Here is a 26,135-nt window from a genome sequence, read left to right as displayed (position 1 = left end):
AATCGACCTTTGTCAAATTCCACTGGCGTCCCAAGCTCGGCTTGCAGTCCACTATTTGGGACGAGGCCGTCAAGCTCTCGGGTGCTGATCAAGACTTCCACCGCCGCGATATGTTCGAGGCCATCGAAGCCGGATATTTTCCGGAGTGGGAATTCTCGGTACAACTTTTCACGCAGGAAGAAGCAGACAGATTCCCGTTTGATCATCTGGACGCCACCAAGCTTATTCCCGAAGAACTCGTGCCTTTGCAAGTCATCGGACGCATGGTGCTGGATCGTTGGCCGAACAATTTCTTCGCTGAGACCGAACAGGTGGCTTACTGTCCTTCTCACGTCGTGCCCGGCATCGATTTCTCGAATGATCCCCTGTTGCAGGGTCGTTTATTCTCTTATCTAGACACGCAGCTTTCGCGGCTGGGTTCGCCCAATTTTCACCAGATCCCAGTCAACGCCCCCAGGTGCCCGTTCGCCAACCAGCAACGCGATGGACACATGCAGATGGCACAACCGGCGGGCCGGGTCGCCTATGACCCTAACACCTTGTCTCAAGACGCGCCACGCGAAACGCCCAAGGGCTTTCATAGCGATGCGAGCACTGAAACGGGCGAGAAAAGCCGCATCCGCGCCAAGGCCTTCGCCGACCACTACAGCCAGGCGCGGCAGTTCTATCTCAGCCAGACTGCGTACGAACAGGCGCATATCGCCTCGGCGTTGGTATTCGAGCTTTCCAAGGTCGAACATCGGCACATACGCGAAGCCATGGTTGGCCACTTGCGCCATATCGAAGAAGACCTCGCCAACCGGGTCGCCTCAGGTCTTGGGCTCCACAAAACTCCCGATGCGCCAGTAGCCGCAGCGCCCGTGCAGCAGATGAAATTGTCGCCCGCATTGCAGATCATCGGCAAGATGAAAGCCACGCTCGCGGGGCGCGCGGTCGGCATCCTGATTGCGGATGGCTCGGACGGCACCGCCATCACGAACATCAAAAAGGCCGCAGTCGATGCGGGCGCCAGCGTCAAGATCATCGCGCCCAAAATCAGCGGCGCGAAGCTTGCCGATGGCACGATGCTGGCGGTTGACGGACAATTGGCGGGAACACCATCTGTGCTCTTCGACGCAGTCGCAGCCATCCTCTCCGAGGAAGGCGCAAAAGCACTGTCAATGGAAAGCGCCGCGATCGATTTCGTGCGTGATGCTTTCGGTCACCTCAAGGCCATCGCCGTCGATAAAGGGGGGCAGGCGCTGATGAAAGCAGCAAATGTCGGACACGACGCCGGCGTCTTGGATGCCAACGACAGGAGCGAATTTATTGCAGCCGCCATGACGCGCCAATGGGATCGGGAGAAGTCCGTTCGAACCTTGGCATAACATGAAAAAATCCAAGCCTGAACGAAAGGGTGAAGACAGGTACAGAAAGCTGCTGCGAATTTTGTGCAAGCGGCATGTGTGGCTCGGCTCGAGGGATAGAAAATGGGAGCTTCGTTAATTCCACTGTGATTTTTTCCTAGACCGTCGCCAAGTTCAACTTGCCACAATGAAACAGTATCCTTGCCCGGTAGTTGGCGAAGTTGCGAAACCCGCGGGACGCCAAGATCGAGCGAATCACCTTTGAGCTGCGCCGTCTGAAGTCATAGACCAGGCGCACAGCAGGTCGTGGCTGGGGGGTTCTGCCACAATTTGCCTGGTTGTTTATGAGAACAAGGCCAAACATATCCATGAACCCCCCTGAATTGACGAACCGCCGCCGCCTGCTCCAGCTGGTCGGCGCCAGTGCCGCCAGCTTGTGGCTGCCGCGTAGCGCCTGGAGCCAACCTCGGTGGACCAGCAACCCTTTCACGCTGGGCGTGGCCAGTGGCTCGCCGACGTTTGACTCGGTAGTGTTGTGGACCCGCCTGCATGTGCCGGGTTTGTTTGGCGCCAGCCTCGGGCGCGATCCGGTCACGGTGCATTGGGAGGTGGCGCACGACGACAAGTTCACGCGCATGGTGCAAAACGGGCAGGCACTTGCCAGCCCGGAGCTGGCGCATTCGGTGCATGCGGAGGTGGCCGGTCTGGAACCTGACCGTTGGTACTTCTATCGCTTCATGGCGGGCGACGCCGTCAGCCCGGTGGGGCGCACGCGCACCTTCCCCAAGCCAGACGCGGTGGTGGCCAGCTTGCGACTGGGTTACGCCTCGTGCCAGAAGTGGGAGGACGGTTTTTTTACCGCCTGGCGCCATATGCGTGAAGAAAATCTGGACGCGGTGATGTTTCTGGGTGACTACATTTACGAATATCCCGGCAAGAGCAGCAAAGTGCGCACGCCGTCGGGCGGCTGGGTATTGACGCTGGACGACTATCGCCAACGTTATGCGCTGTACAAAGGGGAGGCCGATCTGCAGGCGATGCATGCCGCCTGTCCGTGGCTGATGACCTGGGATGACCATGAGGTGCAGAACGACTATGCCGGACTGCAAGCCGGCAACAGCGGGTTTGCCGACCCGTCCTCCCCAGCGAACTTTTTGGCACGCCGGGCTGCGGCCTACCAGGCTTATTACGAACACATGCCGATTCGCGCCTCGGTGCTGACGCAGGCCGTGGCTGGGCTTGCGAGCGGCGCGGAGATGCGCATCTACACCCGTTTGCAATATGGCCAGCTGGCGTCCCTGTATCTGCTGGATGCCCGGCAATACAAAGACCCGCAGGTCTGCAACACGGGTGGTGCCCTGGGTTCCAGCTCGCTGAACCCGGCCGCGTGCCCGCAATGGAACGACCCCAAGCGCAGCCTGCTGGGCTTGCCGCAGGAGCGTTGGTTGAACGATGAATTCGCAAAATCCCAGGCCCGCGATAGCGGCTGGAATGTGGTCGGCCAGCAAACGCTGGTGGGGCAGCGCGATTTCAAAGTGGGTCCGGGCCAGACGTTCTGGAACGACGGCTGGGATGGCTACGCCGCCGCCCGCAGCCGCTTCACCGATTCACTGCGCAAGCACACGCTGCCGAATCCGGTGTTGTTGGGTGGGGATGTCCACGAAAACTGGGTGGGCCACGTCAAGGCCGATTACGCCGACCCCGCCAGCGCCAGTGTGGGGGTGGAGTTTTGCGGCACCAGCATCACCTCGCGCTCGGGCGGCAACGCCAAAACGGCCGAGCGCCTGGCCGAGAACCCGCACTTTGTATTTGCAGACGCACAGCGCAAAGGCTATGGCGTGGTGGAGTTCACTCCCAAGCAACTCAACACCACTTTGCGCGTCGTGGACGAGGTGACGAGCCGGGATACAAAGATTGAAACGCTGGCAAGCTTTGTGGTGCAAAGCGGTCGCCCGGTGATCGAGAGGACTTGACCTTGGCGCTTCATGGTTCCCCGTCCTTCAAGGGCTGGAACCCGCGTGGCCCGTGCGCTTTTCCCGCATGCGCTCGGCAATCAATGCGACCTTGCCTTCGTTGTCCTGGCTCTCCAGGCGCACCGTGAAACCCCACAAGTAGGCCACATGCTCCAGCACCACTTTGCTGGATTCATCCAATGATCTACGCTGTTGGGAAAAGTGGCGCAGGGTCAAGGAGCGGTCGCCGCGCAGGTCCACGTTCCAGATCTGGATATTAGGTTCGCGACTGCCCAGGTTGTACTGGTCCGACAGCTGGCTGCGCAAAGCCCGGTAGCCGCTGTCGTCGTGAATCGCCTGTATCTGCAACTTGTCGCGCGCGTCATCGTCGAGCACCGAGAAGAAGCGAAACTCACGCATCAGCTGCGGCGAGAGGTACTGGGCAATGAAACTCTCGTCCTTGAAGTTCTGCATGGCAAATTCAAATGTCTCGCGCCAGTTTGACCCGGCGATGTCGGGAAACCACTCACGGTCTTCTTTGGTCGGGTGTTCACAGATGCGGCGAATGTCTCGCCACATGGCAAAACCCAGTGCGTAAGGGTTGATGCCGGTGTAATACGGGCTGTTATACGGTGGCTGGTACACCACGTTGGTGTGGGACTGAAGGAACTCCAGCATGAAGCCGTCTGACAGGGCGCCCTCGTCGTACAGGGTGTTGAGCAGCGTGTAGTGCCAAAAGCAGGCCCAACCTTCGTTCATGACCTGCGTTTGGCGTTGCGGATAGAAGTATTGCCCAATCTTGCGCACAATGCGCACAACCTCCCGCTGCCAGGGCTCCAGCAAAGGCGCGTTCTTTTCAATGAAGTAGAGCAGGTTTTCTTCCGGCTCGGCCGGAAAACGCGCTTCCTGCTCCGTCCGGCTGGTTTCCGGGTGGGGCGGCAAGGTTCGCCACAAATCATTGACCTGGGCCTGGAGATAGTCCGCGCGCTCTTGTTGACGCAACGTCTCTTTTTCCAATGAGAGCCGGGGCGAGCGCTTGAAACGGTCCACGCCCATACTCAGCAGCGCATGGCATGAGTCAAGCATTCGCTCAACCGCAGCAACGCCGTGTCGCTCTTCGCAGCGGGCGATGAACTGCTGGGCAAACACAAGGTAGTCCACGATGGCATCGGCGCTGGTCCACTGTTTGAACAGATGATTGCCCTTGAAGAACGAGTTGTGCCCATAAGCCGCATGGGCGATCACCAAAGCCTGCATGGGCAGGGTGTTTTCCTCCATCAGGTAGGCGATGCAGGGGTCCGAATTGATGACGATTTCATAAGCCAGACCCATCTGCCCGCGTTTGTAGCGGTTCTCCGTGGCCAGAAAATGCTTGCCGAAGGACCAGTGGTGGTAGTACACCGGCATACCGATGGACGCATACGCATCCATCATCTGCTCCGTGCTGATGACTTCCAATACGTGGGGATAGCAGTCGAGCTTGTAGCTGGCGGCGACGCGGCCAATGGCCTGGTCGTATTGTTCAAGCGCCGCGAAGGTCCATTCGGAGCCGACGGGCAGGACAGGGTTTGTTTTTTTCGCCATAGGACCCCTAGACCTGTCGTTTGAAAAGATCACGAAACACGGGGTAAATATCGGCTACCGTGGCGATGCGCCGCATCGCAAAGTGATTGGCGTGGGCGGCCTCCAGTTTTGCGTATTCCTCCCACAGGTTCTGGGCCGGCCCGTCCGTGATTTCGATGTAGGCAAAGTACTGGGTCAGCGGCAGCAGCTTTTCCGCCAATAGTTCGCGGCAACGTGGGGAGTCATCGTTCCAGTTGTCGCCGTCAGAGGCTTGCGCGCCATAAATATTCCACAGGCTGCTCGGATAGCGGTCGGCAATGATCTTGTGCATCAGTTCCAGGGCGCTGGAGACCACCGTTCCGCCCGACTCACGCGAGGTGAAGAACTCATCCTCATCGACCTCGCTGGCGACCGTGTGGTGACGGATGAAAACGACCTCGATGCGTTCGTAATTGCGGGTGAGAAAAAGATAGAGCAACATGAAAAACCGCTTGGCGATGTTCTTGCGCCCCTCGTCCATGGAGCCCGAGACATCGAGCAGGCAGAACATCACCGCCTGCGTGCTCGGCTGGGGCACGCGGATGCGATTGTTGTAGCGCAGATCGAAGGTGTCCACGAAGGGCACATTTTCCATCTTGGTGCGCAGACGCTCAATCTCGCGGCGCAGGCGCTCAAGCTCGGGGTCATCGGGCGCCAGCTTGTCGGTCTGCTCCTCCAGCTCAGCCAAAAGGGCGCGCAGCTGGGCCGCGTATGGCCCCCCGACGGCGATGCGCCGACCCGCCGCACCGCGCATGGTGCGTGCCAGGTTGATGTTGGTGGGCACGCCGCTTTGGGTATAGCCGGCGCGCACCCGGCGGTACTGTTCGACATGGGCCAGTTGCTGCTTGACGAGGTTGGGCAGCGCCAGCTCATCAAAGAAGATGTCCAGGAACTCGTCCTTGGTCAGTGTGAAGATGAACTCGTCGATCCCCTCACCATCTTGACTAGCCTGCCCGCGACCCTGTCCACTGCCCCCTTCTTTGGGGCGGTCCACCTGGTCCTTGCTGCTGTAGCGGTCGTTGCCTGGGCGCACCGTCTCCCAGACGCCGCCGCGACCATGTTCGAATTGGGGTTCTGCGATGTCCTTGCCGGGGATGCCTATTTTTTCGCCGTTGTCGATGTCGCGAATGCCGCGCTTGTTGATGGCGTCGGCCACGGCTTTGCGAATCTGCCCCTTGAAGCGATCAATGAAGCGCCCGCGATTGACTGAGCTCTTGTGCTTGCTGTCGAACCGGCGGTCAATGATCCGCACCGTCATGTGATGCTCCCGTTCAGTTCACCTGGCCTTGGCTTACGATGATTTACGCACCCGTAAGTACCACTCGCATAGCAACCGCACCTGCTTCTCGGTGTAGCCTTTGCTGATCATGCGGTCGACAAAGTCTTTGTGTTTCTTCTGCTCGTCGCCGCTGGCTTTGGTGTTGAATGAAATGACGGGCAGCAGTTCTTCGGTGTTGGAGAACATTTTTTTCTCGATGACGGCACGCAGTTTTTCGTAAGACGTCCACGCCGGGTTCTGGCCGTCGTGTTTGGCCCGTGCCCGCAGTACGAAGTTGACCACTTCATTGCGGAAGTCCTTCGGGTTGGAGATGCCGGCCGGTTTTTCAATTTTTTCAAGTTCGTTGTTGAGTGCGCCACGGTCCAGGATTTCGCCGGTGTTGGTGTCGCGGTATTCCTGATCCTGAATCCAGAAGTCGGCGTAAATCACATAACGGTCAAAGATGTTTTGGCCGTACTCCGAATAGCTCTCCAGATAGGCGGTCTGGATTTCCTTGCCAATGAATTCGGCGTAACGCGGCGAGAGGTATTCCTTGAGGAAGCGTGTGTAGCGCTCGGCCAGCTCGGCGGGGAACTGCTCCTGCTCTATTTGCTGCTCCAGCACATACATCAGGTGCACCGGGTTGGCCGCCACCTCGCGGTGGTCAAAATTGAACACACGCGAGAGAATCTTGAAGGCAAAACGGGTTGACAGTCCTGTCATGCCCTCGTCCACACCCGCGAAATCTCGGTACTCCTGATAGCTCTTGGCCTTGGGGTCGGTGTCCTTGAGGTTTTCACCGTCGTACACCCGCATTTTGGAGAAAATGCTGGAGTTTTCGGGCTCCTTCAGGCGCGACAGAATAGAGAACTGCGCCATCATCTTGAGCGTGTCCGGCGCACACGGGGCCTTGACCAGCGAGGAGTTCGCCACCAGTTTTTCGTAGATGTGAATCTCATCTGAGACACGCAGGGAGTAAGGCACTTTGACGATGTAAATCCGGTCAATAAAAGCTTCGTTGTTGCGGTTGTTCTTGAACGTCAACCATTCAGCCTCGTTGGAGTGGGCTAGCACCATGCCGTCAAAAGGAATGGCGCCAAACCCTTCCGTTCCCTTGTAGTTGCCTTCCTGGGTAGCGGTTAGCAGCGGATGCAGGACCTTGATCGGCGCCTTGAACATTTCTACGAACTCCAGTACGCCGCGATTGGCCAGACACAGGCCGCCGGCGTATGAGTAGGCATCCGGGTCGCTTTGCGAAAAGGTCTCCAGCTTGCGGATGTCAATCTTGCCCACCAGGGAAGAAATGTCCTGGTTGTTTTCGTCACCCGGCTCGGTCTTGGAAACCGCGATTTGCGACAGCACCGAGGGACGCAGCTTGACCACGCGAAAGCGTGTGATGTCGCCGCCAAACTCATGCAGGCGTTTGACCGCCCAGGGGCTCATGATGGTGCCCAGGTAGCGTCGTGGAATGCCGAAGTCGTCCTCCAGCACTTGCGCGTCTTCCATCGGGTTGAACAGACCCAGTGGCGACTCATGCACCGGGGAGCCTTTGATGGCGTAAATGGGCACAATCTCGGTCAGGTACTTGAGCTTTTCTGCCAGCGAAGATTTGCCTCCGCCGACCGGGCCGAGCAAATAAAGGATTTGCTTTTTTTCCTCCAGACCTTGCGCCGCGTGCCGGAAGTAGGAGACGATTTGCTCAATCACCTCCTCCATGCCGTAGAGGTCGCGAAAAGCCGGGTAACGCCTGAGCATCTTGTTGGCAAAAATGCGTGACAGTCTGGCGTCGCTGCGGGTGTCGATGAGTTCAGGCTCGCCAATGGCCATCAGCATTCGCTCGGCCACGCTGGCGTAGGCTGCGGCGTCACGCTTGCAGAGTTCCAGGTAATCCTGGATCGACATTTCTTCTTCCTGAGCGGCCACAAACCGGCCCTGATAACGCGCGAAGACATTCATGGCGACTCTCCTTTGATTGGTGCGTTTCACTGGGGATGAAAACGCGTTTTTTCAAATGACGTGATTAATCATAGTCCTTGCGCGAATTTGCTGCAGAGAAATTTAAGGCAAGAAAAAGCCCCTGTGACGGGGCCTCTTCATGGCTTATCGCGACCGGTCCAAAACGGGTTCGGAGCGCGAGCAGCGGCTGACGGTGTTATGTCCCACCTTCCACTCGCGCATAGGGTTTGCGCGCGATGACCGTGGAGAAACGCTTCATAGTTTGGTGGGGTGCTTCGAAGTCATTGAACTCAGACCGTTCAATTTCCCACTCCGAAAATCGGACCAGCATTTCCGACGGGGCAAACAGGCAGTGCGCTTCGGAGTCAAACATGTCCAGGTACGAAGTACCTTCAATGAGCACGTTCACGATAGCGTAGCCACCTGGTCGAACATGTTCTTGCAGTTCTGCAAGGACCTTGAATGCGGTCGGGCAGTCGAAGAACATCAGCAAGCCTATCGACACGACACAGTCGTAGGTGCCTTCGATTCGGTAGTCGCGTAGGTCGGCTTGTGTGGCCGAAACCGTGGCTCCCTGCGCTGCGGCCCGAGATCGGATGTGATTGACGGCTACGGAACTGGCGTCAAGGGCTGTGACTTTGCATCCTTTCTTTGCCGCGGCGAAGGCCAGATTACCCATACCAGAACCAAAATCAAGCACGTCGCCGCTGAGGTAGGGGAGTGCCTGTTCCTCAAATGGATTGAGTTTAAGTGCGGCATCCATTGACTGGTGACGGAATTGCTGGTCAAAGAACTCAACGCTTTTGCTCATGGCTCAACTTTAACGCACGAATCAATGGATGGGGCATTGCACCGCTTTGGTGTTGGGGTCTGGTGTGTAGTGCGCCACGCACGGCAACGGCTTCAATTTCCACCGGCCTTGTCTCCCAAAAAGCCCGGTCCTAGAGGAGCACTTCAAGCAGCCGGTCGAGTCCGCCTGAATTGATGGCGACCATGGCCTGTTCGCGCACCTTGGGCTTGGCGTGATAGGCCACGGACAAGCCCGCCTCGCCCATCATGGGCAGGTCGTTGGCACCGTCGCCCATGGCGATGGCTTGGCGGGGACTGATGCCGAGTTGTTCGCAGGTCTGCAGCAGCATCTTGCGTTTTTCAGCGCCGTCGCAGATATCGCCCCAGGCTTGATCCAGCATGCGGCCGGTGAGCACACCGTCTTGTATTTCAAGCATGTTGGAGCGCGTGAAGTCGATGCCCAGCCGATCACGCACGCGGTCGGCAAAAAACGTGAAGCCACCCGAGACCAGCAGCACTTTCATGCCTGCTTGTTTGCAGGCCGCCACCAGTTCGGCGGCGCCGGGGTTGATTCGCAGACGCTCCTGGTAGACCTGTTCCATGCTGGTCACACTGACCCCTTTGAGCAGGGCCACGCGGCGGCGCAGGCTTTCCTTGAAGTCGGCAATCTCGCCGCGCATGGTGGCCTCGGTGATGGCGGCAACCTCGGCCTTGCGGCCCACGGCATCGGCAATTTCGTCCACACACTCGATGTTGATGAGTGTGGAGTCCATGTCAAAGGCGATGAGCTTGAAGTCGGCCAGATTCAGGGGACGGGTGATGCCTTGAATGCTCAGGCCGGGGGCGATTTCTGTGGAGTTCATGGTTGCTTTCGCTATTAATTTGGTAGCTTCCTACGCAGTTTTTATAAGGGCTGCAGCCAGTTTTCGACCTTAAGGCCTGGCACGCGGGTGAATTCTGCGTCTGCGGTGACCAAGGTGGCGCCCAAGGCCAGGGCGTGGGCGGCGATCAGTGTGTCGTTGGGGCCGATGGGCTGGCCTTTGCCCTCCAGAGTGGAACGGATGTGTGCGTAATGCATAACGACCTCTGGCCCAAGGTTTTCGACGGGTATGCTGGCCATGGCACGGTGGTATTGCCTTTCCCACTTGGGGTTGGAGAGCTTGTGCAAGCCGAACTGCAATTCGCATTCGACGATAAGGCTGGTGCAAATCGCACTCAGTGCGCCTTGTGCCTCTTGAGCTTCATGGGCAAACACGCGTTGGGCAACGCTGCCCATCGGATCGCGCATGATGTGGGAAATGATGTTGGTGTCGAGTAAGTACAGGTGTGGTGCTGTCACAGGGGCTTCTCCAAATCAATGTCGTCCAATGGCAGTAGACCTGCGTCGACATCTGGAAACTCTTCCTCGATCGGGCCTTCGGCTGCCATTTCGCGTAGGGCGGCGGCCAAGGCCGCAGCTGTGCCTTTCTTGGGCCTGTCGGGCACCAGCTCCAAAATCAGCCGGTTGCCTTCGCGGTGCATCAACGCCTGGGTGCCGGGCAGCTCAAACTCTTTGGGGATGCGGACCGCCTGATTGGCGCCATTCCTGAAGAGTTTTACCGCTCTAGCCCCCGTATCTACTGCGTAGGGCGCTATGGTTTCTGAAGCGATTGGCGCTTGGGTGTGGATTGAAGTGGACATGGGGCACCTCCTGATATCAGTTGTGTAACTTTAGCATATGCCGCAGCATATGCTGCACAACTTTTTCAGGCGGTTTGTCCGGCCACCGGCTGCCCCAGCCCCCGCAGCACATCGCGCACCATCTGCGCCCGGTCTTTGGCCTCCGGCAACTCGCGCTCAATGCGCAGCTTCTCGCTACCGGCGAGTTTGATGTGTTTGTTTTTCTGGATCATCGCGATAATTTTCATCGCATCAATCGGCGGATTCTTCTTGAAGGTGATGGTGATCACGCCAGGGGCGGCATCGACCTTGAGCACGCCAAAAGGCTTGGCAATCACGCGCAGGCGGTGCACATCGATCAGTGTTTGCGCCTGGGCCGGGAGCTTGCCGAAGCGGTCCACGATCTCTTCCAGCAGTGCGTCGATCTGGTCGGTGCTCTTGGCCGTGGCCAGCTTCTTGTAAAAACTCAGGCGCAAATGCACGTCGCCGCAGTAGTCGTCGGGCAGCAGGGCGGGCGCGTGCAGGTTGATGTCGGTGGTGACGTTGAGCGGGCTGAGCAAATCGGGCTCGATACCGGCCTTGAGGCAGCGCACCGCCTCGGACAGCATCTCGTTGTAGAGCTGAAAGCCGACCTCCAACATGTTGCCGCTCTGGTTCTCACCCAGCACCTCGCCGGCGCCGCGGATTTCCAGATCGTGCATGGCGAGATAGAAGCCGCTGCCCAGTTCTTCCATCTGCTGGATCGCGTCCAGCCGCTGGCTGGCCTGTTTGGTCAGGCCTTCCAGATCGGGCACCATCAGGTAGGCATACGCTTGGTGATGGCTGCGGCCGACCCGGCCGCGCAATTGGTGCAGCTGCGCGAGACCAAACTTGTCAGCACGGCTCATGACGATGGTGTTGGCCGTGGGCACGTCAATGCCGGTCTCGATGATGGTGGAGCACAGCAGCAGGTTGTAGCGCTGCGCCACAAAGTCGCGCATCACGCTCTCCAGCTGGCGCTCGGGCATCTGGCCGTGGGCCACGGCGATGCGGGCTTCGGGCAGCAGCTCCTCCAGCATGGCGCGACGGTTCTCGATCGTCTCCACCTCGTTGTGCAAAAAGTAAACCTGCCCACCCCGTTTGAGTTCGCGCAGCACGGCCTCGCGGATCACGCCGTTGCCTTCGGTGCGGACAAAGGTCTTGATGGCCAGACGGCGCTGCGGCGCGGTGGCAATCACGCTCAAATCACGCAGGCCCTCCAGGGCCATGCCCAGCGTGCGCGGAATCGGCGTGGCGGTGAGCGTGAGCACATCGACTTCGGCGCGCAGGGCCTTCATTTGCTCCTTGTGGCGCACGCCAAAGCGGTGTTCCTCGTCGATGATCAGCAGGCCCAGGTCTTTGAAATGGGTGTCTTTGCTCAGCAGCTTGTGGGTGCCCACCACAATGTCAATGGTGCCGTCGGCAATGCCTTTCATGGCGGCGGTGATTTCCTTGGCCGAGCGGAAGCGGCTCATCTCGGCCACTTTCACCGGCCATTTGGCAAAGCGGTCCACCAGCGTCTGGTAGTGCTGCTCGGCCAGCAAGGTGGTCGGCGCCAGAAAGGCCACCTGCTTGCCGCCGGTGATGCCGATGAAGGCGGCGCGCAAAGCCACCTCGGTCTTGCCAAAACCGACGTCGCCGCAGATCAGACGGTCCATCGGGCGCGGGCTGATCATGTCCTGGATGACGGCGTGAATGGCGGCGCTTTGGTCGGCGGTTTCCTCAAAGCCGAAATCGTTGGCGAAGGTTTCGTAGTCGCTGGGCGAATAGCGGAAGGCATGGCCTTCACGGGCGGCCCGGCGCGCGTAAATGTTGAGCAGCTCGGCGGCGCTGTCGCGTACCTGCTCGGCGGCCTTGCGCTTGGCTTTTTCCCACTGCCCGGAGCCCAGGCGGTGCAGCGGCGCCTCATCGGGGCTGACGCCGGTGTAGCGGCTGATCAGCTGCAGCTGGCTGACCGGCACATACAGCGTGGCTTTGTCTGCGTATTCGAGGTGCAGAAACTCCTGCACCTCGGGCTCGCCATTGGCCTGCACTTGCCCGAGGTCGAGATTGATCAGACCTTTGTAGCGGCCAATGCCGTGGGCCGAATGGACCACCGGGTCGCCGATATTGAGCTCGCTCAGGTCTTTGATGAGCGCTTCGACATCGCTGACCTGCTCCTGTTTCTTGCGCCGACGCGTGGTGGGCCCGGCGGCGAAGAGTTCGGTCTCGGTCACGAAATCGATGCCCGCTTCGAGCCATGCGAAGCCGGTATTCAAGGCTGAGGTGGCAATGCCGACCTTTTCGTCGCTGTGCTCGAATTCCGCCAGTGAATCGAACGACGGCGGGCTCAGCTGGCTGGCGTGCAAAAAGTCCAGCAGGCTGGTTTTGCGGCCTTCGCTTTCGGCCAGGACCAGCACCCGATGCGTCGTAAGCCGAATGTGCTCTTTTAGACGGGCCAGCGGATCGTCGGCACCGCGCACCACGGTGAGTGTGGGCAGCGTCTCAATTCCCACATAGTCCGTTCGCCCTGAGCTGGTCGAAGGGCCTGGCGAGGCTTCGACCGGCTCAGCCCGAACGGATTTAATCGCCAGTTGCGGATGCTGATTGACCCGGGCATAGAACTGCTCGGTGCCCAAAAACAAGGCCTCGGGTGGCAGCGCCGGGCGTTCGGGGTCGCCCTGCACCAGCCGGTAGCGCTCTTGGGTGTCCTGCCAGAAATGCTGAAAGGCGGGCTCCAGATCCCCGTGCAGCACCACCGTCGCCTCCGCGCCCAGGTAGTCAAACACGGTGGCCGTTTCTTCAAAGAACAACGGCAGGTAGTACTCGATGCCGGCGGTCGCCACGCCGTTGCCAATGTCTTTGTAGATGCGGCTTTTGGTCGGGTCGCCCTCCAGCAGCTCGCGCCAGCGGCTGCGAAAGCGGGCACGGGCCGCGTCGTCCATCGGAAATTCTCTACCGGGAAGCAGTCGGACCTCGGGCACGGGGTACAGGCTGCGCTGGCTGTCGGGGTCGAAGGTGCGGATGCTGTCGATTTCGTCGTCAAACAAATCGACGCGGTAAGGCACGGCGCTGCCCATGGGGAACAGGTCAATCAGCCCGCCGCGTACGGCGTATTCGCCGGGGCTCACTACCTGGGACACGTGGCTGTAGCCGGCCAGGGTCAGCTGGGCTTTGAGTTTGGCCTCGTCGAGCTTTTGTTTGACCTTGAAGTGAAAGGTGTAGCCCGCCAGAAAAGCGGGCGGCGCCAAGCGGTAGAGCGCGGTGGTGGCGGGCACGATCACCACATCGGCGCCGGTCTCCTTGTTGCGCTGGCTGATACGCCACAAGGTGGCCAGCCGTTCGCTGATCAGGTCCTGGTGCGGTGAAAACGTGTCGTAGGGCAGGGTTTCCCAGTCCGGGAACAGCACGCAACGTAGGTCGGGCGCAAAGAACGCCATCTCATCGATCAGACGCTGCGCATCCGTGGCGTCGGCCGTGACGATGGCCGTCAGCTTGCCGTTGCTTTTCTCGCGCAGGCCCAATTGGGCGAGCAACAAGGCGTCAGCCGAGCCCACCGGGCGCGGCAGCGTGTAGCGTTTGCCAGATAGCAGTTTGGGTAAATCCATGAATCGCCTAATGACCAGGTGCGTCAGTGTGCCTGCGCGTTGATTTCAAAAACACAAATACAAAACACCCCACGCGGGGAAGCGGGGGGTGTCAGACTGCTGTTGCGCCCATTTTAGAATGGGGCACACGCCCATGACTGACTACCCCAAGAATCCCCCCGCCGACGGCACCTCCGATCCCCGCTTTTGGGCCTTGATCCCGTGTGCCGGCACGGGCTCCCGCGCCGGCTCCGACGGGCCCAAGCAGTACCAGCTGCTGGCGGGCCAGCCCATGGTGATGCACACCCTGGCGGCCTTTGCCAGCGTTGGCCGAATTGCAAATACCGCCGTCGTGGTAGCCGAGGGTGATGATTTCTTTGCATCCCAAATCGCTACTTATTTAATAGCGAACTGTGGAGGATTCACGAGGGCTAGCAGCGTTTTTAATGGTTTAGAGTTTCTGCTGCAACAAGGTGCGGCGGCGCACGACTGGGTCCTGGTGCACGACGCGGCGCGTTGCCTGATCACGCCCGGGCAAATTGACGCTTTGATCGACGCCTGTGCGGCAGACGACGTAGGTGGTCTGCTGGCGCACAAGTTGCCCGATACGCTGAAAAGTGAAGTCGCGGGCCGCGTGGCGGGCACGCTTGACCGCAGTGACAAATGGCTGGCCCAGACGCCGCAGATGTTTCGCATCGGCGCGCTGGCGGACGCGCTCAGACTGGCGGGCGACCAGGTGACCGATGAATCCAGCGCCATGGAGGCCCTGGGCTTGCACCCGCTGCTGGTCCCGGGCAGCGCGCAAAACTTCAAGGTGACCTACCCCGAGGACTTCGCGCTGGCGCAAGCCGTGTTGATCGCGCGTTCACGTGGCAGCGCGCTCCCCATGACCCCGTCGACGACAGGTTTGAAAGGCGAATGACATGAATTTCAGAATAGGCGAGGGCTGGGATGTACACGCTCTGGTGGAAGGGCGAAAGCTCATCCTCGGGGGCGTGGAGATACCTTTTCACTTGGGTCTGCTGGGCCATTCAGACGCGGATGTGCTGCTGCATGCCATCACCGACGCGCTCCTGGGCGCCGCCGGACTGGGCGACATCGGCACACATTTCCCTGACACCGATGCGCGTTTCAAGGGCGCTGATTCGCGGGTGCTGTTGACCGAGGCGGCCCGTCGCGTGCGCGAAAAAGGTTTCGAGATCGGCAATGTGGACAGCACCGTGATTGCGCAGGCGCCCAAATTGATGCCTTTTATCCCGGCCATACGCGTCCAGATTGCGCTGGCGCTGGCGGTGCAGGTGGATCAGGTCAACGTCAAGGCCAAGACCGCAGAAAAAATGGGGCCGGTCGGTCTCGGTCAGGCGATGGAGGCGAGGGCGGTGGTGCTGCTCGTCCCATTTAAGTAAAAACAGCCTCTAGCCCCCGTCTACTATGCGCAAGCAGCTATTGTTTTGGTAGCGTATGGAGCGGAATGTCTTTTCCAATAGCCAGTGCATCGAGTGCCTGGCGCGTCATGCTGAGCAGGTAGGCCGCCAACGCCTGATGGGTGGGGGGCGACAACATGGTCAGGATATTGGCGTATTGAATCCCGGCCGCGGCACACAAGGATTTGGCAAAGTGGGGCTCCAGCGCGGCCACCGCCACGCGGCCGTCCTTGCAGGGGTAGACGCGGTAGCCGGCGTGGCCACCGCCCACCGCAGCGCCCGGTTGCGTGAGCCCCCAGCTGCGCGGCAGGGCCAGGTAGCCAGCCGCTTCTGACAAGGCCACTTCAAGGTAGCTGCCCTTGCCGCTTTTCAGCTGAAGCAGCACCGCTTTCAACACGGCCTCGGAGGCCATCAGCGAGCCGCCCATGTCGGCATACAGGGTAGGGGGGAGATCGAGTCCACCAATCAGATCGTTCTCCGCCAGGTAGGTGAGATCGTGTCCCGGCTCTTCGGCGCGCGCGCCTGGCGCGCCCACAATGGCGACCTGCGACAGCGCCGGGTACTGTTTGTGCAGCCCTTTCCAGTCCAGTCCCAGTTTGCGCAAAGCGGAAGGGCGGAAGGAGGTCAGCAGAACATTGGCTTTGGCCAACTCCCGGTGCAGGGCTTTCTGGCCTTTTTCGGTTTTGAGGTCGGCCACCGCCACGCGCACGCCCTGGTGTAGCGCATCGAAGGCGGGCCGGTTGTACAAACCCATGGGGTCGCCCGACGTGCCAGCTGGCGCACCGGCGGGCGGTGGCGGCTCCAGCTTGACGCAGGAGGCGCCCATTTGCTGGCAGCGCATCAAGGCGGCCGGGCCGGGCAGGTTCAGGCTCAGGCTGAGCACACGCACCCCGCGCAATGGGCGCAGTGGGCTCGGAGGTGGGGAGGTGGTCGCGTTTGGAGTGGAGGTCATGTCGCTATTAAAGCAGCATCGTTCAGGCGCCGAAATCGAGCGGCAAGCCGACGTAGTTTTCCGCGATGGTGCGCGAGCCCGCTTCGGAGTGGATCAGGTAGTCGAGCTCGGCTTGCTGGAACTTGGCGACGATGGCGCCGTCATCGGGGAAGCGGTGCATCAATTGGGTGAACCACCACGAGAAGCGCTCGCCCTTCCAGATGCGCTTGAGGCAGCGTTCGGAATACGTATCGATGCCGACCTCGGTCTTGTCCTGGTAGAACTCGATGATGGCGCTGGAGAGGTATTTCACGTCGGTGGCGGCCAGGTTCAGGCCCTTGGCGCCGGTCGGCGGCACGATGTGGGCGGCGTCGCCCGCCAGGAACATGCGGCCAAAGCGCATCGGCTCGGTGATGAAGCTGCGCAGCGGGGCGATGCTCTTCTCGATGGACGGGCCGGTGATCAGCTTGTTGCGGCCTTCCTCGTCCAGGCGCAGGCGCAGCTCCTGCCAGAACGCGGCGTCGGTCCACTCTTCCACCTTGTCGGTGAGCGGCACCTGCAGGTAGTAGCGGCTGCGCGTCTTGCTGCGTTGCGAACACAGGGCGAAGCCGCGCGGGCTGTTGATGTAGATGAGTTCGTCGTGCACCGGCGGCGTGTCGGACAGCAGGCCCAGCCAGCCGAACGGGTAGACCTTCTCAAATTCGGTGATCGCGCTGCGCGGGGCGCTGGCGCGGCACACACCGTGAAAGCCGTCGCAGCCAGCGATGAAATCGCAGTCGATTTCGAACTTCTGGCCGTCTTTTTCGTAGGTGACGCGCGGCTTCTTGCTGTCAAAGTCGTGCACGGCCACGTTGTGCGCCTCATACACCGTGGTCAGGCCAGCGCTGGCACGGGCGTCCATCAAGTCGTGGGTCAGCTCGGTCTGGCCATAGACCATGACATTTTTGCCGCCGGTCAGCTTGTTCATGTCGATGCGGTGGCGCTGGCCGTTGTAGAGCATCTCGATGCCGCCGTGAACCAGGCCTTCCCGGTGCATGCGTTCGCCCACGCCCGCTTCGTCCAGCAGGTCGATGCAAACCTGCTCCAGAATGCCGGCGCGGATGCGGGTCAGTACGTGGTCGCCGGTCTGGCGCTCCATGATGAGGGTGTCGATACCGGCCTTGTGCAGCAGTTGACCCAGAAGAAGCCCCGAGGGACCGGCGCCGATGATGGCAACCTGTGTTCGCGTTCGCATGTTGGCTCCTGTGATGAATGCGTCAACTTTAGGTGCCTAGACACCTTTTGCAAAGAACGATTCCGATTAATTGTGCGATGATTGCACTCAGTGCGCGATAGTCGCGCAACCAATCGAGGAAGCTTGGATGACCATAGCCAAAGCGGATTTCATCGAAGGCATGGCCAAGGGCATGGCGGTGCTGGAGAGTTTTGATACCGAACGCCAGCGCCTCAACGCCACGCTGGCCGCCGCGCGAGCCGGCATCACGCGCGCGGCGGCGCGGCGTCATTTGCTCACCCTGGCGCACCTTGGCTACCTGGAGACCGATGGCAGCTATTTTTGGTTGTCGAGCAAGGTGCTGCGCTTCTCCGGCAGCTATCTGGCGTCCTCCCGCTTGCCGCGCGCGATTCAACCCACCTTGAACCGGCTGGCGGTGCAGGCGCAAGAGTCGTTTTCGGCCGTGGTGCTGGACGCCGACGAGGTGGTGATCGTGGCGCGCAGCGGCAATGACCGCAACGCATCCCCGACCGGGACCGGTCGCGTGATTGCCTATGGTCTGCACATGGGCGCCAGATTGCCGGCGCACGCAACTTCCACCGGGCGGGTGTTGCTGGCCGCCAAGACCAAAACCGCCTTCAGCGACTGGATGAAGGGGCGCAACCTGGCCCGCATGACGCCCCTGACCACCACGGATTCCAAGGCGTTTCGCACGCTCATCAACAAAATTCGCCAGGACGATTTTTGTCTGGCCAGCGAGGAGCATGAACTGGGCGTGCATGCACTGGCGGTGCCGCTGCGCAACAGCAAGGGGGTGACCGTGGCGGCGCTCAATGTGGTGGCGTCCCAAAGCCGACTGTCAACGCTGGCCATGCAGCGGGATTTACTGCCTTTGATGTTTGAAGCGGCGCGGGAATTGCGGCCTCTTTTATAGGTGCCGCGCGGTGCCTGAACTTCCGGGTGCACGGAGTGCGGTGTAATGCCCGCTTGAACCAACTCCAATCTGAAAGATCCACGTGAGCGACCCGCAACTCCCGCTTGGCTTTGACACCGCTGACGTGCCTGTGGCACTCGTGGTCAAACCAAAAACCCGGCAAAAAACCCAGCGCGCCCCAACGCCACAGTCCGTCGCTATCCCGGATGCCGAAGCGATGGCGGCAACGCTGGCGCGCCATCCCGACTATCGGGTACTGCGCCGTCTGCTTCCAGTGCGTCACTTTGATCGCACACCGCAAGGACCGGTCGTTCGGGTTGTGGTGCTCGACACCGAGACTACCGGCCTGGATCACGCCCGCGACAAGATCATCGAATTGGCGATGTTGCGGGTCGATGTCGATACCACGACCGGTTTGCCCGTGGGTGATGTACTGGTCTACGACGAGCTGGAAGATCCTGGCATGCCTGTCTCCAAAGAGATACAGGCCATTACCGGCATTTCCAGCGAGATGGTCAAGGGGCGGCACCTGGACGAAGCGCGCATTGCCACCGTGCTGGAAGGCGCGGACCTGGTAATTGCCCACAACGCCGGCTTTGACCGTCCTTTTTGCGAAGCGCGCATTCCCGCTTTTGCGCAATTGCCGTGGGGCTGCTCATTCGCCGACATTGACTGGAAGAAGGAAGGTCACGGTTCTGCCAAGCTGGAGTATCTGGCAATGGAGAAAGGCTGGTTTTATGACGCCCACCGTGCTGAAGTGGACTGCCACGCGCTGCTGGCAGTCTTGGGCGAACAACTGCTCACCTCCAAACAAAGCGGCCTGGCGGAAATCATTGCAGCAAGCGGCAAATCGAGCTACCGGCTGCAGGCGACCGGTGCACCGTTTGAAGCCAAAGATCTGCTCAAAGCACGGTCCTACCGCTGGAATTCCGACCAAAAAGTGTGGCATACGCGACTGACTGATGAGGCTCAGTTGATGGCTGAATTCGAGTGGCTCAAATCGACCGTCTATGGTGGCCGTCTGGCACGTGTACAGGTGGAAAAACTGAATGCCGACACCAAGTACTCAAGCCGGGCAGGGGAATTGTCAAACCGACAGATTTGACATATTGGCGGGGTAGAATTATGGATACGCGAGGCCAGTCTGGCTTGCGATTTTCCGTTCTCCCTGGGCTTGCTTGGGCCGTTGGCCAAGAGGGTCGCCAGGGGTGGCGGAACGCCCAAGGATTTTGATGAAACGTGTTGATGACTTTCGCCTGAAGTTTGGAAAAAAAGAGTTTGTCCCTATTATTGTCGGGGGCATGGGCGTTGATATTTCAACCGCCGAACTGGCGCTCGAAGCCGCGCGACTCGGCGGTATTGGACATATTTCGGACGCCATGGTGCCTGACGTTTCCGACCGGCGCTTTGACACCAGTTTCGTCAAGGACAAAACCAAGTTCTACAAGTACAACCTGGACAACTCCGACAAGTCCAGCATCAAGTTCGATCTGGGCGTGTTGGCCGACGCAACCCGACGGCACGTCGACGCCACCATGCAGGCCAAGCGCGGCGAGGGCCTGGTTTTCGTCAACTGCATGGAAAAGCTGACCATGAACGCGCCGCGTGAGACGCTGCAAGTGCGCATGGCGTCGGCGCTGGACGCTGGCATTGACGGCATTACCTTGAGCGCTGGTTTGCACTTGGGCTCATTTGGACTGCTGGCAGATCACCCGCGGTTTCGTGATGCCAAGCTCGGCATCATCGTTTCGTCGGTGCGGGCGCTGCAACTATTTCTGCGCAAGAACGCAAAACTGAATCGGCTGCCCGACTTTGTGATTGTGGAGGGCCCCCTGGCGGGTGGCCATCTGGGTTTTGGCATGGACTGGGCGCAATACGACCTGGCCACCATCATCGCTGAAATTGTGCAGTACCTGAAGACTGAGCAGCTTGATATTCCGGTGATTGCGGCGGGCGGTATCTTTACCGGCAGCGATGCCGTGTCATTTCTGGAAACTGGCTCGGCAGCGGTGCAAGTCGCAACGCGTTTTACCGTGGCCAATGAATGCGGTTTGCCGGACAAGGTCAAGCAGGAGTATTTCAGGGCCAGCGAGGAAGACATCATCGTCAACACCATCTCGCCGACTGGTTACCCGATGCGCATGCTCAGGAACACGCCAGCCATTGGCTCGGGCATTCGTCCAGGTTGCGAGTCCTACGGCTACTTGCTTGACGGCAACGGCAACTGCGCCTACATCACGGCCTACAACCGCGAAGTGGCCCTGCATCCGGACGCCAAGACGATCTCGGTCATGGACAAGACCTGTCTGTGCACCCACATGCGCAACTACAACTGCTGGACTTGCGGGCACACCACCTATCGCCTGAAAGACACGACACGCCGTTTGGCAGATGGCAGCTATCAGACGCTGAGTGCTGAGCACATCTTCAAGGATTACCAGTTCAGCGTCGACCAAAAAGTCGCCTTGCCGGGTTGATCGGCGGGTCGAAATCTGTGAAGCCAGCCCTGTTGTATAGCAGGGTTGCCTGGGGAAAACGCCTAGCGCCGTAGTAATGCGCTGTTACCCATCCGGCGTGCCCGCGCCGCAAACTGGCATCTCCAACTTTTCAGGAGATTGTGATGACCAGGAAAATTTTGATGCTGTGTGGCGACTATGGTGAAGACTACGAAACCATGGTGCCGTTCCAAACCTTGCTCGCGGTCGGTTACACCGTGCACGCGGTTTGCCCCGACAAAAAAGCCGGTGACTACGTCATGACGGCGATCCACGACTTTGAAGGTGCCCAGACCTACAGCGAAAAACCCGGCCACCGCTTTGTTCTGAACGCCAACTTTGCCGAGGTCAACACCGCCAATTACGACGCGTTGCTGATCCCCGGCGGGCGCGGACCTGAGTATTTGCGGCTCAACGAACGCGTGCTGACCATCACCAAAGAATTCGCTGACGCTGGCAAACCGATTGCCGCGGTTTGCCACGGCGCACAAGTGCTGGCCGCCGTGCCCGGCCTCATCCGCGGCAAGCGCATCAGCGCCTACCCCGCCTGTCGCCCGGAAGTGGAACTCGCGGGCGCCATCTTCGCCGAAATCGCCATCGACGCCGCCGTCACCGACGGTCAATATGTCACGGCGCCCGCCTGGCCGGCGCACCCGGCATGGCTGTCGCAGTTCATGGACCTGCTGGGCACGAAAATTTCTCACTAGCTATCACATGCCCCGACGCGTATGCTACGGGGCTACTTTTCCTGATACGCGAAGGAGACTGGAATGTGTCAAATTTTCGTCCGCGCCAATCCGCAAAGCTATGAAGCCACCACGCGCAGCATCCGCCTGCACGGGGTGGTCACCAGTGTTCGGCTCGAAAACCTGTTTTGGGACACGCTGGAGGAAATTGGCACCCGCGATGGCATGAGCGTGCCGCAATTGCTGTCCAAGCTCTACGACGAACTGCTGGAGCACCGCGGCGACATCCCCAATTTTTCAAGCTTTTTACGGGTTTGTGGCCTGCGCTATCTGGCCTTGCAGGTGGATCAGCGCATTCCAAGTGATGTCAGCATACCGATCAGGTCGCTCAACGCGCACGCCGTGCTCCGGGGTTTGCGTCCCAGCCTGGTGGAAGTCAGCGCCAGCTGATTGCCGGTTCTGGCTGTTGGGGACGCAAGGGCGCGGCATAACCCGCAAGAGCCGTGGATATTGATAGCTTTTTTGCCATACTCTGAGAGAATCTCAAGAAAATACTTGTGCTTCTTACTTCAGCAATATCTGCAAAACAATTGGAGAGAATTCATGACAATACTTGTAGCCTATGTGCCACGTCCCGAGGGGCAAGCTGCCCTGGACAAAGGTATCGAAATTGCGAAAAGTCGCAATGAGCATCTGGTCGTGGTCAACGCCAGCCCCGGTGGGAGCAAAGAAGATCCATCCCTTGCCGATGCTCAAGACTTCGAGCGAATCGAACAGATGCTGGCTAACACGGGTCTCAGCGCAGAAGTTAAACAGTATGTTCGAGGCAAAAATGCCGTCGAGGAAATTGAAGCCTTGGTCGAGTCGTTGCAAGTTTCCTTGCTCGTCATTGGCCTGAGAAAACGTTCCCCTGTGGGTAAACTCATTATGGGCAGTGTGGCCCAAGAGCTTCTTCTTTCCGTTTCCTGTCCTGTATTGGCAGTCAAGTCGGTTGGGTGACGATTCGTCAACATACTGACCGAAGGTCGGTATGCAGTTTGACTGGTAATGAAAGTAGCACCCAGGCTTGCAAGCTAAGTGCTTGATTCGGTCATTTTTTGCACCTCACATGGTCAAAAGCATGGCGCAAACCGCGGCTGCCATCATAAGCGTCGCCAGCCAGCCCATTACCTTCAGCCTTGTTGTAATGACGAACTGCCCCATAATTTCAGGTCGTACTGCCATCAACATCATCACGGCCATGATGGGGACTGAAATGACGCCGTTGATGACGGCACTCCAGTACAACGCCTTGATCGGATCGATGGACGTGAAGCCCAGCGCAATGCCGATCAACGTCGAGATGGCGATGATGCCGTAGAACTGCTTAGCCCTCATCGGCGCGCGTTCAAGGCTGTTTTTCCATTTGAAGGCACCCGCCATGGCGTAAGCGGAAGACCCAGCCAAGACCGGAATCGCAAGCAATCCGGTGCCAATGATGCCAGCGGCAAACAGCATGAACGCAAACTCGCCGGCAATCGGACGCAGCGCTGTTGCCGCTTGCGCCGACGTTTGAATATCGGTGATGCCATGCAGATTGAGCGTCACGGCCGTCGTCAAAATAATGAAGAAGGCCACCAGATTCGAAAAACCCATGCCAATATACGTATCAATCTTGATGCGTCTCAAGTTGGCCGGCGCCTGATGCGGAGCCCTTATCAATGGGTGAGCGCGTGGATCTGCCAGTTGGTCTTCGACTTCCTGCGACGCCTGCCAGAAAAACAGGTAGGGGCTGATCGTCGTGCCGAATACGGCCACGACGGTCGTGATGTACCCGGACTTCCAGGACATGTGCGGCGCCAGCGCGCTGACCAGTACCTGTGACCACGGGATGTGCACGACAAACACCGTGGCCACGTACGCCAGCAAAGCCAGCGTGAGCCATTTCAGGATGCGAACATAGCGCCGGTAAGGGATGAATACTTGTAGCAGCAACGATACAACGCCGAATGCCACTGCGTACAGTTGCCCCGGTCCGCCGACGATCAATTTCAATGCTTCGCCCATCGCGGAGACATCGGCCGCAATGTTGATCGTGTTGGCGATCAGCAAAAGTCCGACCACGCTGTACAAAAGCCACGCCGGGTAATGTCGGCGCATGTTGGTGGCAAGTCCATGGCCGCTCACGCGCCCGATTCTGGCGCTGACCACTTGAATTCCGACCATCAAGGGGTAGGTGAACAGAACCGTCCATAGCATGTTGAAGCCGAACTGTGCGCCAGCTTGCGAATAGGTGGCAATCCCGCTTGGATCGTCGTCAGCCGCGCCTGTGATGAGTCCTGGGCCGAGCTTTTTGAGCAACGAGTCTTTACGGTCTTGAGGCACAGCTTCGGCGTTACGCATTGTTGTTTCAGTAGATGAATTTGCGGCGACCATAACATGCACGCGGGAAACGACGAGTCTTCCTGAGTTTCACGTGCTGCTTTGCAGGTTGCAGTGGCCTTCATTGGGATTTTCAGACCCATTCAATGCAGAACCCACCGCGTTGCGGTAGAGCAACCCGAAAGTGGAAAAAGCACCTAACCCAAAGGGCTAAGTGCTTGATTCGTTTCTTGTTTTTGGCTCCTCGACCTGGGCTCGAACCAGGGGTCTACGAATTAACAGGGAATAAAACTCTTATTTATCAATGACTTAGGCCCGTCTTCGCTTGTCACGTTTCGCCAAAGCTAGTCAAGATTGTCACGTCGTTTACAAAAATCGCTTTGCAAGCACGAGCACAAGGACGAATAGGAAACCCCCAAGAAGGATTTTTATCACCGGGTGGCTTTTCGTTGGCGGAGTTGGTTCGGGGAGCCCGTCGCGAGGCATCAAGCCGGAAGGGATTGTTGTATCTCTATCCATATCAGCGTCTTAGAAAATAGACTGCCCCTGAACGGTGTTCCGAATCTAACGCTCGGTGGCAGGGATTCTATAGCGCATAACAACTGGTGATTGGGCGAAGGCACATAATTCAGACAGTGTTACTGTTGTGACTCAATAATATTGGAGATTTCATGAACCTTCACCTCGGTCTGACGCCAATGATCTCCCTCTTGGCAGGGATTCTTATTTTGGTCATGCCCAAGCTCCTGAACTTCATCGTGGCCATTTATCTGATCGCGATCGGACTGATCGGCCTGTTTGGTACCGGGGCGTTTCACCTTACCTAGAGTAGTTTGATCACAGCTGATGACAATGAAAATGCGGATTTTTGTTGCCGTGTTATTGGCAGCAGACTGTTTGGTTGCATGCTCTCATGAGCCGACCCCAAAAGCCATTTTGCAGGTGTGCAATGATGCGATGCGAGACTACGATGCCACTGTCCGTGGTGGCAACGTGGATGCGACTGCGGCTGCCAAGACCCGGGTCCTTCAAGAGTGCTATGCAGGGTCAGGTAGGGCACCAACTATGCAGGAACCCATCTCAATAGGTGCAGACCGCAAAGCCGCTGCACCGGTCAAGACGGCACCTGCAGCCCCAACGATTGGGATTCCCAGCGCCCCGAGCGTGATTACGACATGTGATGCAGGTGGCTGCTGGGATAATCTCGGGAACCGCTACAACGGCACGGGCGCGACTCTGATGGGTCCGACTGGAAAACTCTGCATCCGCACCGGCAATTGGATCGAGTGTCGCTGAACGACGGCTCAAACTGGCGGGATACTCACGCCTTCTACTTAGCCTTGGCAGGCAGCGACTCCAGCCGGGCGAGGTTCGGCGGGCGACGTACGAGTAGAGCGTGACGGCCGAGCGGGCCGCCGGAATGCAAACGGCGCCGCGGAAACCCGCGACGCCGTTGGATGCACGAAGACCCCGAGGATCAGACCTGACGCCAACGCCGCACGATGGCGAGCGCGGCGAGGCTGACGCCGACGAGCGCCAGCGTGGCAGGCTCCGGCACTTTGTCGTCGTCAATTGGCACGTCGTTGATGGCCACGCCGGCGACCGCAAACGCGCTGTCGAAGGCCGTGTCGTCCCAGTTTGTGACACCGAACTTCAGTGAGTAGTCGCCGCCTACTGTGAATGTGTAATTCATCTGGATCCAGCCGGTGTAACCACAACCGGTGCTCCAGCAGCCACTCGAGGAGCCGCCAAGCGGCGAGAACGCCGGACCGCCGACGATGATCGCCGTGGACGGAGGATTGAGCGAAACGCCCGCACCGAGCCCTGGCAGCCCGAAGCCCGGCACAGTGTCGCCACTGGTGGTGGTGCGCGCGGTGAACAGGTAGGAGTCGAAGGTGCTGGCGCCACCGAACAGTGCCGCCCACGCATACTCCACGAACGAAGC

The 26,135-nt window shown here is 59.2% G+C and carries 23 protein-coding genes; 11 read left to right on the top strand and 12 right to left on the bottom strand.

Features of this window, described 5'->3' with window-relative positions; translation table 11 throughout:
- On the top strand, positions 1 to 1,367 hold a 1,367-nt coding region (locus B3V69_RS12650; RefSeq protein ID WP_296447063.1), incomplete at its 5' end, for a catalase.
- Positions 1,368 to 1,714: 347 nt separating this feature from the next.
- The gene (locus tag B3V69_RS12645) at positions 1,715 to 3,319 is read left to right on the top strand and encodes an alkaline phosphatase D family protein (RefSeq protein WP_296447061.1); all 1,605 of its coding nucleotides are present in this window, start codon (positions 1,715 to 1,717) and stop codon (positions 3,317 to 3,319) included.
- 27 nt (positions 3,320 to 3,346) lie between these two features.
- Here the strand turns inward: B3V69_RS12645 and B3V69_RS12640 are convergent, their stop codons facing one another.
- The 8 genes from B3V69_RS12640 to mfd form a co-directional block, all read right to left on the bottom strand.
- Positions 3,347 to 4,882: a SpoVR family protein gene (locus B3V69_RS12640; protein ID WP_296447058.1), complete on the bottom strand. Its 1,536-nt coding sequence runs from the start codon at positions 4,880 to 4,882 to the stop codon at positions 3,347 to 3,349.
- Positions 4,883 to 4,889: 7 nt separating this feature from the next.
- Complete coding sequence (locus B3V69_RS12635; protein ID WP_296447056.1) at positions 4,890 to 6,158, bottom strand: YeaH/YhbH family protein; 1,269 nt, start codon at positions 6,156 to 6,158, stop codon at positions 4,890 to 4,892.
- A gap of 33 nt (positions 6,159 to 6,191) precedes the next feature.
- Positions 6,192 to 8,114: a PrkA family serine protein kinase gene (locus B3V69_RS12630; RefSeq protein WP_296447055.1), complete on the bottom strand. Its 1,923-nt coding sequence runs from the start codon at positions 8,112 to 8,114 to the stop codon at positions 6,192 to 6,194.
- Positions 8,115 to 8,310: 196 nt separating this feature from the next.
- On the bottom strand, positions 8,311 to 8,925 hold the full coding sequence (locus B3V69_RS12625; RefSeq protein ID WP_296447054.1) for a class I SAM-dependent methyltransferase: 615 nt from the start codon (positions 8,923 to 8,925) through the stop codon (positions 8,311 to 8,313).
- A gap of 130 nt (positions 8,926 to 9,055) precedes the next feature.
- A complete protein-coding gene (serB, locus tag B3V69_RS12620; protein ID WP_296447052.1) occupies positions 9,056 to 9,766 on the bottom strand; it encodes a phosphoserine phosphatase SerB in 711 nt (236 codons plus the stop codon).
- Between the two features lie 41 nt (positions 9,767 to 9,807).
- Complete coding sequence (locus B3V69_RS12615; protein ID WP_296447050.1) at positions 9,808 to 10,242, bottom strand: type II toxin-antitoxin system VapC family toxin; 435 nt, start codon at positions 10,240 to 10,242, stop codon at positions 9,808 to 9,810.
- Complete coding sequence (locus tag B3V69_RS12610; RefSeq protein WP_296447048.1) at positions 10,239 to 10,583, bottom strand: antitoxin; 345 nt, start codon at positions 10,581 to 10,583, stop codon at positions 10,239 to 10,241. Before B3V69_RS12610 ends, B3V69_RS12615 begins: the two co-directional genes overlap by 4 nt.
- Before the next feature lie 65 nt (positions 10,584 to 10,648).
- On the bottom strand, positions 10,649 to 14,167 hold the full coding sequence (mfd, locus tag B3V69_RS12605) for a transcription-repair coupling factor (RefSeq protein WP_296447047.1): 3,519 nt from the start codon (positions 14,165 to 14,167) through the stop codon (positions 10,649 to 10,651).
- A 133-nt stretch (positions 14,168 to 14,300) separates the two neighbouring features.
- Between mfd and ispD the strand changes: the two genes are divergently transcribed.
- Together ispD and ispF are read left to right on the top strand one after the other, a co-directional pair.
- On the top strand, positions 14,301 to 15,068 hold the full coding sequence (gene ispD, locus B3V69_RS12600; RefSeq protein ID WP_296447046.1) for a 2-C-methyl-D-erythritol 4-phosphate cytidylyltransferase: 768 nt from the start codon (positions 14,301 to 14,303) through the stop codon (positions 15,066 to 15,068).
- 1 nt (position 15,069) lies between these two features.
- A complete protein-coding gene (ispF, locus tag B3V69_RS12595) occupies positions 15,070 to 15,552 on the top strand; it encodes a 2-C-methyl-D-erythritol 2,4-cyclodiphosphate synthase (protein ID WP_296447045.1) in 483 nt (160 codons plus the stop codon).
- 37 nt (positions 15,553 to 15,589) lie between these two features.
- Here ispF and B3V69_RS12590 read toward each other — a convergent pair whose 3' ends face one another.
- Entirely contained in the window at positions 15,590 to 16,522 is a 933-nt protein-coding gene (locus B3V69_RS12590; protein ID WP_296447044.1) for a CoA transferase, read from the bottom strand.
- A gap of 22 nt (positions 16,523 to 16,544) precedes the next feature.
- Entirely contained in the window at positions 16,545 to 17,735 is a 1,191-nt protein-coding gene (gene pobA / locus B3V69_RS12585; RefSeq protein ID WP_296447042.1) for a 4-hydroxybenzoate 3-monooxygenase, read from the bottom strand.
- Positions 17,736 to 17,862: 127 nt separating this feature from the next.
- Here pobA and B3V69_RS12580 point away from each other — a divergent pair, with 127 nt between their 5' ends.
- From B3V69_RS12580 to B3V69_RS12555, 6 genes are all read left to right on the top strand, one after another.
- Entirely contained in the window at positions 17,863 to 18,648 is a 786-nt protein-coding gene (locus B3V69_RS12580; RefSeq protein WP_296447040.1) for an IclR family transcriptional regulator domain-containing protein, read from the top strand.
- A gap of 82 nt (positions 18,649 to 18,730) precedes the next feature.
- Positions 18,731 to 19,753, top strand: a complete 1,023-nt coding sequence (locus tag B3V69_RS12575; RefSeq protein WP_296447039.1) for a 3'-5' exonuclease — start codon at positions 18,731 to 18,733, stop codon at positions 19,751 to 19,753.
- Between the two features lie 127 nt (positions 19,754 to 19,880).
- Positions 19,881 to 21,125 (top strand): nitronate monooxygenase, encoded by a 1,245-nt coding sequence (locus B3V69_RS12570; protein ID WP_296447037.1) that lies wholly within the window; start codon positions 19,881 to 19,883, stop codon positions 21,123 to 21,125.
- A 143-nt stretch (positions 21,126 to 21,268) separates the two neighbouring features.
- Positions 21,269 to 21,850 carry a DJ-1/PfpI family protein gene (locus B3V69_RS12565; protein ID WP_296447035.1) on the top strand — a complete coding sequence of 194 codons (582 nt, stop codon included), beginning with the start codon at positions 21,269 to 21,271 and terminating at the stop codon, positions 21,848 to 21,850.
- Positions 21,851 to 21,913: 63 nt separating this feature from the next.
- Positions 21,914 to 22,279 (top strand): ribbon-helix-helix domain-containing protein, encoded by a 366-nt coding sequence (locus B3V69_RS12560; RefSeq protein WP_296447033.1) that lies wholly within the window; start codon positions 21,914 to 21,916, stop codon positions 22,277 to 22,279.
- A gap of 153 nt (positions 22,280 to 22,432) precedes the next feature.
- Positions 22,433 to 22,828 (top strand): universal stress protein, encoded by a 396-nt coding sequence (locus tag B3V69_RS12555; protein ID WP_296447032.1) that lies wholly within the window; start codon positions 22,433 to 22,435, stop codon positions 22,826 to 22,828.
- A gap of 105 nt (positions 22,829 to 22,933) precedes the next feature.
- Here B3V69_RS12555 and B3V69_RS12550 read toward each other — a convergent pair whose 3' ends face one another.
- Positions 22,934 to 24,211: an NRAMP family divalent metal transporter gene (locus B3V69_RS12550; RefSeq protein WP_296447031.1), complete on the bottom strand. Its 1,278-nt coding sequence runs from the start codon at positions 24,209 to 24,211 to the stop codon at positions 22,934 to 22,936.
- 650 nt (positions 24,212 to 24,861) lie between these two features.
- Between B3V69_RS12550 and B3V69_RS12545 the strand changes: the two genes are divergently transcribed.
- Complete coding sequence (locus B3V69_RS12545; protein WP_296447029.1) at positions 24,862 to 25,017, top strand: DUF3096 domain-containing protein; 156 nt, start codon at positions 24,862 to 24,864, stop codon at positions 25,015 to 25,017.
- 650 nt (positions 25,018 to 25,667) lie between these two features.
- Here B3V69_RS12545 and B3V69_RS12540 read toward each other — a convergent pair.
- Positions 25,668 to 26,135, bottom strand: a 468-nt coding sequence (locus tag B3V69_RS12540; RefSeq protein ID WP_296447027.1) for an NF038132 family protein, incomplete at its 5' end; no start/stop codon positions are given.

Origin of the sequence: Rhodoferax sp. UBA5149 (assembly GCF_002413825.1) — a bacterium.
Taxonomy (GTDB): Bacteria; Pseudomonadota; Gammaproteobacteria; order Burkholderiales; family Burkholderiaceae_C; genus Rhodoferax.
Note: the sequence above shows the minus strand (reverse complement) of the source record. Positions and strands in the feature narration are given on the sequence as shown.

Excerpts from the sequence above, each read along its gene's own strand:
- B3V69_RS12645 (WP_296447061.1), top strand. The coding sequence starts at position 1,715 with ATGAACCCCCCTGAATTGACGAACCGCCGCCGCCTGCTCCAGCTGGTC.
- B3V69_RS12640 (WP_296447058.1), bottom strand. The coding sequence starts at position 4,882 with ATGGCGAAAAAAACAAACCCTGTCCTGCCCGTCGGCTCCGAATGGACC.
- B3V69_RS12635 (WP_296447056.1), bottom strand. The coding sequence starts at position 6,158 with ATGACGGTGCGGATCATTGACCGCCGGTTCGACAGCAAGCACAAGAGC.
- B3V69_RS12630 (WP_296447055.1), bottom strand. The coding sequence starts at position 8,114 with ATGAATGTCTTCGCGCGTTATCAGGGCCGGTTTGTGGCCGCTCAGGAA.
- B3V69_RS12625 (WP_296447054.1), bottom strand. The coding sequence starts at position 8,925 with ATGAGCAAAAGCGTTGAGTTCTTTGACCAGCAATTCCGTCACCAGTCA.
- serB (WP_296447052.1), bottom strand. The coding sequence starts at position 9,766 with ATGAACTCCACAGAAATCGCCCCCGGCCTGAGCATTCAAGGCATCACC.
- B3V69_RS12610 (WP_296447048.1), bottom strand. The coding sequence starts at position 10,583 with ATGTCCACTTCAATCCACACCCAAGCGCCAATCGCTTCAGAAACCATA.
- mfd (WP_296447047.1), bottom strand. The coding sequence starts at position 14,167 with ATGGATTTACCCAAACTGCTATCTGGCAAACGCTACACGCTGCCGCGC.
- ispD (WP_296447046.1), top strand. The coding sequence starts at position 14,301 with ATGACTGACTACCCCAAGAATCCCCCCGCCGACGGCACCTCCGATCCC.
- ispF (WP_296447045.1), top strand. The coding sequence starts at position 15,070 with ATGAATTTCAGAATAGGCGAGGGCTGGGATGTACACGCTCTGGTGGAA.
- B3V69_RS12590 (WP_296447044.1), bottom strand. The coding sequence starts at position 16,522 with ATGACCTCCACTCCAAACGCGACCACCTCCCCACCTCCGAGCCCACTG.
- pobA (WP_296447042.1), bottom strand. The coding sequence starts at position 17,735 with ATGCGAACGCGAACACAGGTTGCCATCATCGGCGCCGGTCCCTCGGGG.
- B3V69_RS12580 (WP_296447040.1), top strand. The coding sequence starts at position 17,863 with ATGACCATAGCCAAAGCGGATTTCATCGAAGGCATGGCCAAGGGCATG.
- B3V69_RS12570 (WP_296447037.1), top strand. The coding sequence starts at position 19,881 with ATGAAACGTGTTGATGACTTTCGCCTGAAGTTTGGAAAAAAAGAGTTT.
- B3V69_RS12565 (WP_296447035.1), top strand. The coding sequence starts at position 21,269 with ATGACCAGGAAAATTTTGATGCTGTGTGGCGACTATGGTGAAGACTAC.
- B3V69_RS12560 (WP_296447033.1), top strand. The coding sequence starts at position 21,914 with ATGTGTCAAATTTTCGTCCGCGCCAATCCGCAAAGCTATGAAGCCACC.
- B3V69_RS12555 (WP_296447032.1), top strand. The coding sequence starts at position 22,433 with ATGACAATACTTGTAGCCTATGTGCCACGTCCCGAGGGGCAAGCTGCC.
- B3V69_RS12550 (WP_296447031.1), bottom strand. The coding sequence starts at position 24,211 with ATGCGTAACGCCGAAGCTGTGCCTCAAGACCGTAAAGACTCGTTGCTC.
- B3V69_RS12545 (WP_296447029.1), top strand. The coding sequence starts at position 24,862 with ATGAACCTTCACCTCGGTCTGACGCCAATGATCTCCCTCTTGGCAGGG.